The sequence below is a fragment of the Sphingobacterium detergens genome (assembly GCF_003610355.1).
GTDB classification, from domain to species: domain Bacteria; phylum Bacteroidota; class Bacteroidia; order Sphingobacteriales; family Sphingobacteriaceae; genus Sphingobacterium; species Sphingobacterium detergens.
Map to the genome: position 1 here is coordinate 22,614 of NZ_RAPY01000009.1, position 13,250 is coordinate 35,863.

Genomic DNA, 13,250 nt, shown 5'->3' on the forward strand with positions numbered 1-13,250 from the left:
TCCACAAGACCTGCCGCGTTTATTTTTGGCATGAAATAGATATCGTACCTAAATATGAACATTACTTAAACGGATCATAGCAAGTTCCAATTGTAATGGTATGGCTTCCAGGGTACTTTTAGGGATATGAAAGAGTTTATTTTGTAGCTTATGATAGTAATCTATCCCTAGCTGTAATTGCGCCTTGAACTTCGTGATATATTTTATTTTTTTGTCATTGAGGATTTCTTTATTGTCCTCGACGTACTTTTGGATATGATCGATGTAAAGGTCTAATTCATTGATTAGCACAAATGGTCTATCTGAATGCATTAGGATAGAGCCGCGGCCATAAATATGATCAACCATCTGTTTTAAAGAATATTGCCTTTTGAACCAGATCAGATTAGGTCCAGGGCAAATAGAAACAGCAGTCTGTTCTTTATTTCGTTGGATGCCGTATTTGAGGTAGGCAGGAGCTGCGAGACCTTCACAGAGACAGGTTTTTTCAGTGATGGTGTCAAATGACTTGCTATATTCTTCAGCGGTAAGTGCTTGTCCCTGTAGTTCCTGGATCTTTTGATGCTGATAAGCGCGAGAAGCGGTGCAAAGCGGTTTTTCTCCGAACTCACGGTTGGCGACAAGATATTCCTTTTTACAGGGACTACCCGGTCTTCCTTTTTTGATGCGTTCCAATCGTAATTTTTCGGCACTACTTGGTCTAAAATTATTAAAAGGTACTCCTAAAGGTGATGCTCCACTGCAATAGAAATCTGTTTTCTCCGCTTCCTCCAGTGCTTTCAATGTTTCATTGTCTACAGTTGTTGCCTCTGGGACCATTAGAAAAGGGGAACCCCAGCCTACGGCATCAAATTCATAATAATCCAATAGAAACTGATGCTCCATGGCTGTCCCTACTCCGCCTTGTACAGTGTACTTAATTGGAGGCAAATCCGTTAATCGTACACCTTGAGATGCCCAATAATCCTGATAAATTGTAAAGAGTTCAATTTTTAAATTTTCTTTTTTTTCTTTGAACTCCTCAAGGATGGGGCCCAATAAAAAACCATCTGTAGCGAAAGCATGCCCACCACAATTCAACCCAGATTCTACCCTGAATTCAGATACCCAAACACCTCTTTTTGCAAGATATTTTGCCTGGATGAGTGATGATCTAAAGTCGCTGACTTTCAAAACAACCTTTTTGTCAAACGTACCGTCAGTTTTTGGAAAGAATGCTGGTAATTCGGCCAGATAGGCGTATAAATGAGGATTCATTCCTGCTGATAGGATAACAGCGGAATGTAAAGTGGAATTGACGAATCCGCGTAGCGCAGCTGAAGCGTCTGAATACTTTTGATCCAAGGCAACATCATTTTTGAAATTCAGTTTATCCACTTTGGACATAATATTGACATCGATTTCGCCGGGTTTTACATAGCCGACCAATAATTCCTGTAACTGCCGCTTGATACTGGTATTGGTCTCAATCTCCATGGCATGATAGATTGGTCTAGCAGGATGAGATTCCGGCAATAACTGAAAATATTTTGTTAGATCCGAATCTGCTGTAAAAGGTTGCTGCTTTAGCGTTTCCATTTGCTGTTCTACTAAAGTCTTGACCAAGTCAAGATAAGCGGTGATTCGACTGGCCCTATAATCTTCTTCTTGCTTATGAATGGGGTGAAAGGCCAGCTTGTTAAGTTTGCAGTAATATGCCCGGATACGCTCTATGAGCTCATCGTCTACAATAGACATGACCGTTGAGATGCCATAGCGGGCAACTTTGATTGCTGAGTCTATCGAAAAAGCAAGTCCTAATACAGGGATATGGAAAGTGTGCGTCATTCTTAAATAGTTCTTTTACGAAATAATCAAGAATAACGCGATAAAAAAATAATGGCTATACGTTTAAAGTGGTGATTGTGATCACTATTCAAATACAATTGTTTTGTAATCGTTGAGCATTACACGGTCTTCACTCAATAAGCGGATTGCTCTACTTAAAACGGCTTTTTCAATCTCCTTCCCGGCAGTAACCATATCTTTGACTGTGTAGGTATGATTGACATGACGAATATCCTGAACTATGATAGGGCCTTCATCAAGCTGGTCAGTGACAAAGTGTGCTGTCGCACCAATAATTTTTACACCTCGGGAATGTGCCTGCTTGTAAGGATTTGCCCCGATAAATGCAGGCAGAAATGAATGATGAATATTGACCAACCTATTTTCGAATGTTGCAACAAATAAAGGGGAGAGGATCCGCATAAATTTTGCTAGAATAATATAATCAAAATCGTATTGTTTGATTTGGGCAATTAATTGTGTCTCAAAATCTTCTTTCGATATACCTTCATGCGAAATATAATGGAATGGGATCTCAAATTTATCCGTAAACGAACGTAAAGTATCATAATTACCAATGACAGCCTGTACTTCCGCTCCCCAGGTTTCAAAATGTTGCCGGACAAGAATATCGGCTAAACAATGGTGCTCTTTAGTTACGAGAACAACAATTTTCTTTCGATTACTGGGGTTGACCTGAATCTGAGCGGAGGGAGGTAGCACGCTGGCCAGGGAATTGGCGAGCTGTGTCTGATCAGGAAAGAGACCATTGCAGACAACACGGACAAAAAACTTGTTCGCCTCCTCATCAACATATTCCCGCATGGTAATGATGTTAAGCTGATATTGGGCCAGTGTGTTGGAAATATTGGCTACTAATCCAACAGCATCTTGACATTGGATCAGAATTAAGGTTTGGTTGTACATGAAATATTGGTCGTAGGTCGCAAAAAAGCGGGTTAATTTAACCCGCTTTTTTTGTTAGTTCTTCTTCAAGGTCCACTTCTACACGTAGATTTTCGACAATATGTTTTTGTCGATCTGGTGTATTTTTGCCCATGTAGTATTCTAATAATTGTTGAATTTTATTGTCTTTTGATAAAATAACAGGATCCAGACGGATATCTTTTCCGATAAAGAGACCAAATTCAGAGGGTGATATTTCACCTAAACCTTTAAATCGTGTGATCTCAGGTTTGGCTCCAAGTTTCGCAATTGCTTTTTGTCTTTCTTCATCCGAATAACAATAGATCGTCTCCTTTTTATTCCTTACCCTGAATAAGGGTGTTTGGAGGATAGATACATGTCCCGCTTTGACCAAATCAGGGAAAAACTGTAGGAAAAAGGTCAATAAGAGCAGACGGATGTGCATTCCATCAACATCGGCATCGGTAGCGATAACGATATTATTATAACGTAGTCCATCTAACCCATCTTCAATATTGAGGGCGTGCTGCAAGAGGTTGAACTCTTCGTTTTCATACACGATCTTTTTGGACATGCCATAAGAGTTCAACGGTTTTCCTTTTAAGCTGAAAACCGCTTGAGTCTGTACATCACGTGATTTGGTGATCGAACCTGATGCGGAGTCACCCTCTGTTATGAAAAGTGTCGTTTCTTGGTTGCGCTCGTTTTTATCGCTGAAATGGACTTTACAGTCACGCAATTTGCGGTTGTGTAAAGAGGCTTTTTTAGCTCTTTCATTCGCTAGTTTTTTGATCCCTGCGATATCCTTTCGTTCTCTTTCAGATTGGAGAATACGTTTTTGAAGCGCATCCGCTGTACTTGGATTTTTATGCAGGTAATCATCCAATGCTTTCTTGAGAAAGTCATTAATGAACCCTCTTACAGTAGGGCCTTCTGGGCCTACACTCTGAGAGCCTAATTTTGTTTTTGTCTGGGATTCGAAAACCGGTTCCTGTACTTTTATGGCGATGGCACCAATAATCGAGGATCGAATATCTGATGCGTCAAATTCTTTTTTGTAGAACTCGCGAATGGTTTTTACAAGTGCTTCGCGGAATGCTGCTTGATGTGTTCCCCCTTGTGTTGTATGCTGACCATTAACAAAGGAATAATATTCTTCTCCATACTGTTGACCATGGGTCATTGCAATCTCGATATCCTCCCCCCGTAGGTGAATGATTGGATAGCGCATGGATTCGGCGTCAATATTCCTTTCTAATAGATCTTTTAATCCATTCTCAGAAATAAATCGCTGTCCATTGAAGTTGATCGTAAGACCTGAGTTTAGAAAAACATAATTCCAGATCATATTCTCTACAAATTCTGAACGGTATTTGTAGTTTCTGAAAATAGAATCGTCTGGATAGAATGTTACCGATGTACCATTACGTTGGGTAGTGTCTTTCTGCTCGTCATTTACCAATTCCCCTTTGGAAAACTGCGCGATACGCGTTATATTTTGGCGGTAGGATTGCACCGTAAACTGGCTTGATAATGCATTGACGGCTTTTGTACCCACACCATTTAATCCAACGGATTTTTGGAAGGCCTTGCTGTCATATTTACCACCCGTATTGATTTTGGAAACTACATCTACGACAGAGCCAATTGGAATTCCACGGCCATAATCGCGTACTGAAACTTTGTTTTCGTTTACAGTGATATCAATGGTTTTACCGGCACCCATCACAAATTCGTCAATCGAGTTGTCGACGACTTCCTTCAATAAGACATAGATGCCATCATCGTAGGCCGAACCGTCCCCCAATTTTCCTATGTACATTCCCGGACGAAGGCGGATATGCTCTTTCCAATCCAGGGACCTAATACTGTCTTCGTTATATGTACTCATAAATTTATGTAGAACTTAGCTAACAAAAGTATAAAAAATAAAAACGATATATGGTATTGAAGACTAAATTTTTTAGATATCTATGGTTTCTGATATGATTGGTAAAATTGGCGATTTCCCAAGAAATGTTTACATTTAGTGTAAGTAATTATAAAGAGAAAAATTTATGGGGTTATTTGATAAAATCAGGAATGAATTTATTGATATTATCGAGTGGGTCGATAATAGTACTGATACGATCGTATGGAAATTTCCTAGGTATCAGAATGAAATAAAAATGGGTGCGCAACTTACTGTACGTGAGGGGCAAGCAGCGGTGTTTTTAAATGAGGGTGTGGTCGCTGATGTATTCCAACCCGGAAGATATGAATTGACGACACAAAACATGCCGATTATGACAACCATCAGAGGTTGGAAGTACGGTTTTAATAGTCCATTTAAGGCTGATGTCTATTTTATTAACTTGCGTCAGTTTGTCAATCAACGTTGGGGGACAAAAAATCCGATTATGTTGCGTGACCCTGAATTTGGGCCAATACGTCTTCGTGCCTTTGGAAATTTTTCCTTTCAAGTGAAAGATGTTCCTGTTTTTATGAAACAGTTAGTTGCGACGACTCCGGTATTTACTGTCGATGATATTACCGAGCAATTGCGAAATATTGCTGTGTCAAGAGGTATGGATGCGATTGCGGAATCAAAAATTCCAGCGTTGGATTTAGCTTCTAACTACGATGAAGTTTCCGCATTGATTCAACAAAAAATTACGGGAGATTTTGAGGAGATCGGATTGAGCTTGACCAAATTTTTGATTGAGAATATCTCATTTCCAGAGGAAGTGGAAAAAGCACTGGATAAAAGAAGTAGTATGGGCGTTGTTGGAAACCTTGGTGCTTATGCGCAATTTCAAGCAGCCAATTCGATGGAGAAAGCAGCGGAAAATCCAAGCAGTGGTGGTATTGTTGGTGCAGGCTTTGGTGCAGGTTTGGGTGCTGGGATGGTTGGACAAATGGGCAATGTATTCCAACAGAATAATTTTGACGGAAATAACCCTACTGGTGCTGCCGGAGCGGGAGCTGTTGCAGCGGGATCAGATGGGCCACCACCATTACCCAAGAGCATTGCTTATTACCTGGCTATAAAAGGAAAACAGGAGGGACCTTTCGATCAGGAACAATTGCGTGGATTACTGAGTGAAGGTACGCTTACCACGTCAACATTAGTATGGAAGGAAGGACTCGATAACTGGACTGAGGCCGATAAAGTTGTAGAATTGAAGGATTTGTTTTCACAGACCCCGCCACCAATTCCTGGAGTTTAGAGATATAAGTGCTATCACGAGTATGAGTTTTGAAGAGAAAACCTCCGAAATAGATCGGAGGTTAAAATGCCAAGGTTGTGGTGCCGTTTTGACTTATCAGCCCGGAACTTCCTATCTGGAATGTTCTTACTGTGGGACTAAAAATGAAATTGTGGATGAAATGCCCGTAAGCGGTGAGATTGAAGCAACGGATTATAAGGTTTTTGGTAAAGCGATGGAGGGTGTAGCAGATGAACGTTATAGTTATCTAGCTGAGGTTGTTCATTGCAGCAACTGTGGTGCTAATTCAAGGTTGAATCCGCATGTTACCGCAGATGTCTGTGCTTTCTGTGCATCGCCATTGGTTATTGATCATCAGCAAAGACGTATTGTCAGACCACACGGGCTTGTACCTTTCACAGTGGACTACAAACAGGCGTTTGGGTTATTGACCCAATGGGCAGGGAAGGTCTGGTTTGCACCCAATGATTTCAAAAAAATCTTTAATACGCGAAATGATCGTTTGAAGGGTGTATATATCCCATTTTGGTCATACGATTCGGATGTACATTCTTCTTATGAAGGATCCCGTGGGGAATATTATTATGTAACACGGACACGACGTAATTCAGACGGTGAAACGGAAGAATATGAAGAGCGCCGCACGAACTGGTATCCTGCCTCGGGAACAATTTATAGCCAATTTAGAGATATTGTTATTTCCGGATCGACCTCACTGCCCGAAAAGTTTTCGGACAAAATTGGTCCCTGGAACCTAGATTACCTGAAACCGTTTAATGAACAGTATTTAAGTGGTTTTATCGCGGAGACTTTCAGTATTGATCATGTGGTGGCTGCCGGAACTGCCCGCGCTATTATGGATCGTGAAATTGTGCGGCAGGTAGAAGATGATATTGGTGGGGATACACAGGACATTGATTCCATCGATAGCGATTTTAAGTCGATCAGATTGAAATATATTTTGTTGCCGGTCTGGCTCTCAGCTTACCAGTATAAAGGTAAGAGTTATCAAATTATGGTGAATGCTTTCAATGGCAAGGTTTATGGGCAAAGACCATACAGTGTCTGGAAAATAGTATCCCTGATCCTTTTGATTCTTTTAATATTATATCTTTTGAGCTTTATGGGTTAAGGTTTGTAATAGTGATACAAAAAGAGCTGTACTTTGAAAAAGTACAGCCCTTTTTGTTGCTGTAAAATGTAATTATTTATTCAATGAAAGCAAGAAGCCGATCGTGAAGTTTGCGTCCCAGTCAAATACAAAGGTATCGCAATTGGTCGCATCTTTAAGTGCTTTATAGATGTTTACACCGCTTTTGGTTTTTATTTTTTCTGCTTTATAAGAGGAGGGGTCATTCAATACAGTAAATCGTTCTTCTCCTTGACGTGTTTGAGATGCTAGTTCAAAGGGAACACCACCAATGATAAAACATACTTCTCTTTTTGCAGCAGGTATTTTCTCACCTAATTTTTTCACTTCCGCATAAACGGCATCGTCTTTTAGATCTTTTTCATAATATTTTGCGCCAGGTGCTTCCTCAGATTTGGTATTACCATCAATCCAGGAGATTTTGGTGTTGCCCGAACCGATATCCACAACAAAAGAGTTTTCTTCATAAGCTTTAGGAAGAACAGATTTAAGCGCTAGCTTTCCTTCTTGTTCGGCAGTCACTAAATTAACAACAAAACCCATTTTTCTGAGTTCGGAACTAATCACAGTCGTCTTAGGTTCTTTCTGTGCGCCAGAGCTGATAACAAAGTGGATGTTTTTAGATTTCACACCTTTATCGAGCATCATACCGATATAGTCTTTTAATCCTTTACGGATGTCTTCGGTATTGGCTAAGCCTTCATAAGCAAAGGATTTACCAAAATCTTTGGAGATAATTTCCCAACGATTTTCTTTATCCATATTGACGACAAAGGAATTAAATCCCGAGGCACCCACTTCTACAACACCCTTATACTCTCCATCAACTGGTTTCTCAGGTTGATAATTGAACGAACGTGTGCTGCCAGAGGTTGGGGTAGCCGCCCCCGGTGCATTGAAACTGGTTGTATCTGCTTTATTAACAGCTGGGGTCGTATCAAATTTGCCTGATTGCATCGCCCAATAGCCAATAGCTAGAATAGGTACTGCGATAATAATTGCTTTGATAGGCCATCTTAATCTAGCCCATGTCGATTTCTCTTCCATAATTTTGAATAATATGATATTGTTTTATTAATTAATCTAGTAATGTAAATCCTTTGTCGATTTTCTCCTCTGGCTTGAGTTCGTAGCTCGCATCGGACATCTGAGTAACATTGAGTACTTTCAAATTACGTTCGTCGACCTTACGGATAAATTCTTCCAGTTCTCCTTGTGAAGGGGCGCCTCCGACCGTGATGTTGTTGTTTTGATCCAAGAAATCCAAGTTGGATCTAATCGAAGCAATGTTTTGACTGATAGCACCTGTAGCTGCATTCATTGCTTCCTGAAAAGCCCATCCATCTTTGATATTAAATACATCGGCAAGCCCATCCGTTGCATTTTTCATTTTTTGCGTTGCTTCTAACTTCTTGGAAATAATTGAAATACTGCTATCCAATGTACTTACATAGATACGTGCTGCGCTTTCGTTGTCTTTGAGGACCTCCAGTACTTTCGCAAACTGATTGGCGTATTGCACATAGCTACGGGCATTTTGTTCTTCTGATTCTCCTTCTTTACCTAGCAAAAAAGCTTTGGTACGTGTTTCCTTGGCATCTCTTGTATAGGCATTGGCTTTCTCAGCATTATTTTTGCTGGCTTCTTCCTTTGATTTTTCATCAAGATTAGCAGCTTCAGCTGTAAACCTTTTCGCATAAGTATACTTTTCTTCCGCAGTTTTTTGCGCTGTTTCACCGCTTTGAATCATATCAATGCGAACCCCGTCCACATTACTGATCTTTTCCTTTACACGTTTTAACGTGTCTTTGGCATCACGGGACAGCAATTGTAAAGTCTCGATGGGATTGTTTCTAATAATAGATTTCTCTCCTTTGAACAACAGTACAGTTCCCAAGCGATGCAGTAGGGCGATGATCTTTGGAGCTAAAAGCAATAAGGTGATCAGGATAATACTGAAAATAACAAATAAAATGCTCTTTCCTGCGTATTCAAGCATAATGGGAAGGAATTTGAAAAAAGCAAATGCGCCGCCCAAAAGCAATGCCCAAAAGAAAACAGTAGAAGCAGTTTTTTTTGCTTCCGGAGATTTTAATTGTGCAGGTAAATGATCTCCCAAAACTTGAAATATGGGGAGTTGTGTCTTTATTTCAGCAGGAATATTGATGTATTGATCTTTTTTTTCCATTGATTTATAGTTATGTAATTGATTGATTAATCATATGCAATGCGTTGTTTATTTCGGTAATAACCTCACCAACAGCAGCGTTGCCTATTGCTATTTTTTGTTCGATTTCTTTGATCTTTGGTTCGTACTTTTCATTAATCTGTCCCAGGGCGACCTGTTTTTTCTGTAGGTCATCTTGCAATTTGGTTATATTTTCCGTTAATGCTTTGATTTCACTGTTCAAATTCGCAATTTCCATTGTTCGGTCCTGTTCGGTCCTTTTCTTTTCCTCTTGTTTCTGGTTCGACTCTTTGGCTATGGTTTCTTTAAGCTTATTAGCATAATTTGTGCCAGTTGCCACAAGTTTTTCCTTCGATAGTGAACTATCTACAAACTTAAGTGAGGTATAGGCTGCTTTTAAGGTGTTTTCTTCTACTTTTCCCATTGCAGCAGCGGCATTCCAGACTTCAAAAAAATCGACACCCTGTTCATTGAGTTTTTCGAGGATGGCATAAACCTTTAGTTTCATTTCTTTGAGATCCGTAGATCCATCGTTGGCTGTAATGGGAATAGGCGGCGGAGTCTTGCCAGTTGCTACAGGCTGTGTTACCGACGTATATGCTGGTGTGGGAGTATTTAATTTTTCTTGTGTCGGAGCAGCAGGTGCTGGAGCCGGAGATTGAGGGGCAGAGCTTGTCTGATCATCTTCGAAAATTAATTTTTTAAGACTGTTTAATATCCCAGAACTTCTTTGGTTTTCGTTGTTGCTCATCATGTGACATTTTATTATACGTATACTAAAATAATAAAAATTAGGATTGTGACAGCTAATTTATTGGAATGAAATCATCATGAGGTTAATTAATGGTCAGAATGAGGCGAATAGACCTAGCTGATCATTTTCATACTGATAAAATATGGCTGCAATAGATGTGACTTCAGTATCTGAAAAAATGACGAATCTAGGGGGATAGCTATGAAAATGAAAAAGGGCTGTCATTTGTGGACAGCCCTTTTATGAAGAATAGATAGAAAGTACTTCTATCTTCCAAAGTCGTCTTGAACACGAATAATGTCGTCTTCATCTGAAGGGTTGTTCGCATCGGTATGTTGCCAAATTTCTGCCAAAATACCAAAGCCATCCAAGCCAATTAGACGGTGACGTTGTCCCTGACGTAATCTGATTGTTTCGCCTTCTTTCAAAGTAGATACCACTGACTCCTCATCGGTATCAGAAACCATCACGCCTACGTTGCCTTGAATAACACGCCAGATTTCAGCGCGACGGTGGTGGTATTGCCAAGAAAGTCTCTTGTCTGGAGCAACGATCAGAATTTTTGGGCTTAATTTTCCTGAAATTCTTAACTCCTGAACATCCAATCCACCAAAATACTCATTTGCGAACTCTTGTGCCTGGGATTCGTCGATGACAAAAAAGCCACCCCAAGGGCGTGCTGCATCCGACTTCTCAATGTTGAATCCTTTGGATGTCAACATCTCTTGCACTTTTTCAAATAATGCGGTTTTATCTATAGCCATCTTATAAAATTTCTAAAAATTTATTGATCATTAATTCAGCAGCTAAATATAGAAAAAAATCATTAATATTTTTAGTTAACCGTTTTAGCTTTGCTAAAATCATTAATAAAATATGGTTTTTTATCAAATATACAATCTATCGATAGGATATGTTTTCAAAATGAAATACTTAGTTTTGTGGTCAATCTAATTTCAGGATATGTCAAATTTTCAAGTCGATCGAGAAAACACAGCATTTATGCAGGCTGTTGCATTTGTTAACCAAACCAATCAGAATGTATTTATTACAGGAAAAGCAGGTACGGGAAAGACGACTTTCTTGAAGTATATTCGTGAGCATAGCTATAAGAAAATGGCGATTACTGCGCCAACAGGAGTAGCTGCTATGAATGCGGGTGGGACAACCTTACACTCGCTGTTTTGGCTTCCTTTCGGAACATTTGTTGAAGATTATGAGTTGCGCTGGGATGAGCAGGATAGTCATATTTATAATAAATCCCGTTTGTTCAGTACGATAAAGCTAACGAAACAACGTCGAGCGATTCTACAGGAACTGGAATTATTGATTATCGATGAGGTTTCGATGGTACGGGCAGATACCTTGGATGCGATCAATGTGATATTACAATCTGTCCGTCGCGATATGCGTCCTTTCGGAGGATTACAGGTCTTGTTTATAGGGGATTTATATCAATTGCCTCCCGTGGTGAAAGATGCGGAATGGAATATTCTCCGTGATCATTATTCGTCTGTATTTTTCTTCAATGCAAAGATTCTAAGGGACAGCCCTTTGGTCATGCTGGAGCTTAATAAGATTTATCGTCAGCAGGATGAAGGGTTTATTTCGATCTTGAATGCAATACGGAATAATCAATGTACTAGTGAAATGCTAACTACTCTAAATGGTTATTACCAACAGGATTTTGTGCCAAAAGAGGAGGAGCAATATATTACATTGACATCCCATAATCGAAATGCCGATGAGATCAACAGCGCAAAACTGGCTTCGTTGTCTGGAAAGATGCTCAACTTAAAAGCTGTTGTGAAGGATGACTTTGCACAAGGGTCTTATCCTGCCGAGGAAACGCTGTCCTTAAAAATTGGGGCGCAGGTGATGTTCATCCGGAATGATTCCGGTGATGAGCGGAAGTATTACAATGGTAAGATCGGTACTGTAAAACATATTGATACAATACAAGGTACTGTTTCAGTCACTTTTCCTGACGGATCTGAAGAGGTTACAGTCAAAAGAGAGACTTGGGAAAATATCCGTTACAATTATGATAAGGGGCAGGATCAAATCAAAGAGGAGATCCTGGGTACATTTTCTCAATTTCCTTTGCGACTAGCCTGGGCTATTACAATCCATAAGAGTCAGGGTTTGACTTTTCAGAAAGCAATTATTGATGCGGGTACCTCATTTGCGGCTGGACAGGTTTATGTTGCGTTAAGCCGTTTGACGAGTTTGGACGGACTTGTACTTAAATCCATTATTCCATCTTATGCCATCCGTACGGATTATCAGGTGGTCGAGTTCGCACAACGTGCACATTCCCAATCCAGTATTAACGAAATATTGGAACAGTGCCAACGAAATTATCTGGGGCAGATTTTGATGAATGGTTTTCGATGGGATGGCCTCTTGGTGGAAACTTCGGAGCTGCTGAAATCAATGGATGAACGTAATATCGATGGGAAAGAACAGGCTGTTCAATTTTTCCAGGAGATCGTTAAACAGCTTCAGACACAGGAGAAAGTGGCCCACAAATTTATTGTTGTCCTTTATGATCTCCTTAGGGATAAGGATGCGATTGATTATGACCTGATTTGCGAGCGTTCGACTGCCGCTGTAAATTGGTTTTTGCCACGGATGGATAAGGATCTTATAGCGGCTCTGACAAAGCATATTGAGGAATATCAGATCCGCAAGCGAACAAAGAAATATGTTGATGAATTGAAAGCAATATTGTTGGATTATAAGAGAAAACGGGAGCAGTTGCAGCATTGTCTAATTATTGCCGAAACGCTATCCAAAAGAGAAGATTTTCAAACAGCCATGCTAGATGTAGCGGCACAGGTTAAGACAAAAGAAAAAGATGAATTGGCGGCACAAAGCGCTGACGAAGAAGGGGCTAAAAAACTGGATACTAAGGATATTTCGTTAGAAATGTTTAAAGAGGGGATGACTATCGCTGATATTGCGGGCAAGCGAGGGATGGTTGCTGGTACAATCTATGGGCATCTGATTAATTTTGTGGGTACAGAGGTAGAGGCAACAGAATTAATTGAGCAAGAAAAGCTTGATCGTATCCTTGATGTTATTCGTGCAAATCCAGACAAATCTTCTTCCGAACTGAAGATGCTTTTGGGGGCGGATATCGATTATCCAGATATTAAAATTGGACAAAAAGTTTTAGGATTGTAGTGGGTA

General features: G+C 40.0%; 10 protein-coding genes. 3 read left to right on the plus strand and 7 right to left on the minus strand.

What is annotated here, in order from left to right; all coding sequences use genetic code 11:
- Nucleotides 1-48 precede the first annotated feature (48 nt).
- The 3 genes from DFQ12_RS27360 to DFQ12_RS27370 all read right to left on the minus strand — a co-directional run bounded on the left by DFQ12_RS27360 (nucleotide 49) and on the right by DFQ12_RS27370 (nucleotide 4,645).
- Complete coding sequence (locus tag DFQ12_RS27360) at nucleotides 49-1,827, minus strand: hypothetical protein (RefSeq protein ID WP_120262203.1); 1,779 nt, start codon at nucleotides 1,825-1,827, stop codon at nucleotides 49-51.
- Nucleotides 1,828-1,911: 84 nt separating this feature from the next.
- Nucleotides 1,912-2,754: a formyltetrahydrofolate deformylase gene (gene purU / locus DFQ12_RS27365; protein WP_120262204.1), complete on the minus strand. Its 843-nt coding sequence runs from the start codon at nucleotides 2,752-2,754 to the stop codon at nucleotides 1,912-1,914.
- A gap of 37 nt (nucleotides 2,755-2,791) precedes the next feature.
- Nucleotides 2,792-4,645, minus strand: a complete 1,854-nt coding sequence (locus tag DFQ12_RS27370; protein ID WP_120262205.1) for a DNA topoisomerase IV subunit B — start codon at nucleotides 4,643-4,645, stop codon at nucleotides 2,792-2,794.
- Nucleotides 4,646-4,811: 166 nt separating this feature from the next.
- On the opposite strand from DFQ12_RS27370, the gene DFQ12_RS27375 reads away from it, so the two are divergent.
- Both DFQ12_RS27375 and DFQ12_RS27380 read left to right on the plus strand, forming a co-directional pair.
- The gene (locus DFQ12_RS27375; protein ID WP_120262206.1) at nucleotides 4,812-5,963 is read left to right on the plus strand and encodes an SPFH domain-containing protein; all 1,152 of its coding nucleotides are present in this window, start codon (nucleotides 4,812-4,814) and stop codon (nucleotides 5,961-5,963) included.
- A 22-nt stretch (nucleotides 5,964-5,985) separates the two neighbouring features.
- Nucleotides 5,986-7,095 carry a TFIIB-type zinc ribbon-containing protein gene (locus DFQ12_RS27380; RefSeq protein ID WP_120262207.1) on the plus strand — a complete coding sequence of 370 codons (1,110 nt, stop codon included), beginning with the start codon at nucleotides 5,986-5,988 and terminating at the stop codon, nucleotides 7,093-7,095.
- Nucleotides 7,096-7,167: 72 nt separating this feature from the next.
- Here DFQ12_RS27380 and DFQ12_RS27385 read toward each other — a convergent pair whose 3' ends face one another.
- From DFQ12_RS27385 to DFQ12_RS27400, 4 genes are all read right to left on the minus strand, one after another.
- Entirely contained in the window at nucleotides 7,168-8,160 is a 993-nt protein-coding gene (locus DFQ12_RS27385; protein WP_120262208.1) for a hypothetical protein, read from the minus strand.
- 31 nt (nucleotides 8,161-8,191) lie between these two features.
- Nucleotides 8,192-9,301: a hypothetical protein gene (locus tag DFQ12_RS27390; protein ID WP_120262209.1), complete on the minus strand. Its 1,110-nt coding sequence runs from the start codon at nucleotides 9,299-9,301 to the stop codon at nucleotides 8,192-8,194.
- Nucleotides 9,302-9,311: 10 nt separating this feature from the next.
- The gene (locus DFQ12_RS27395) at nucleotides 9,312-10,055 is read right to left on the minus strand and encodes a hypothetical protein (protein ID WP_147420497.1); all 744 of its coding nucleotides are present in this window, start codon (nucleotides 10,053-10,055) and stop codon (nucleotides 9,312-9,314) included.
- 266 nt (nucleotides 10,056-10,321) lie between these two features.
- The gene (locus tag DFQ12_RS27400; protein ID WP_120262211.1) at nucleotides 10,322-10,819 is read right to left on the minus strand and encodes a cupin domain-containing protein; all 498 of its coding nucleotides are present in this window, start codon (nucleotides 10,817-10,819) and stop codon (nucleotides 10,322-10,324) included.
- A gap of 199 nt (nucleotides 10,820-11,018) precedes the next feature.
- On the opposite strand from DFQ12_RS27400, the gene DFQ12_RS27405 reads away from it, so the two are divergent.
- A complete protein-coding gene (locus DFQ12_RS27405) occupies nucleotides 11,019-13,244 on the plus strand; it encodes a helix-turn-helix domain-containing protein (protein WP_120262212.1) in 2,226 nt (741 codons plus the stop codon).
- Nucleotides 13,245-13,250: the final 6 nt, after the last annotated feature.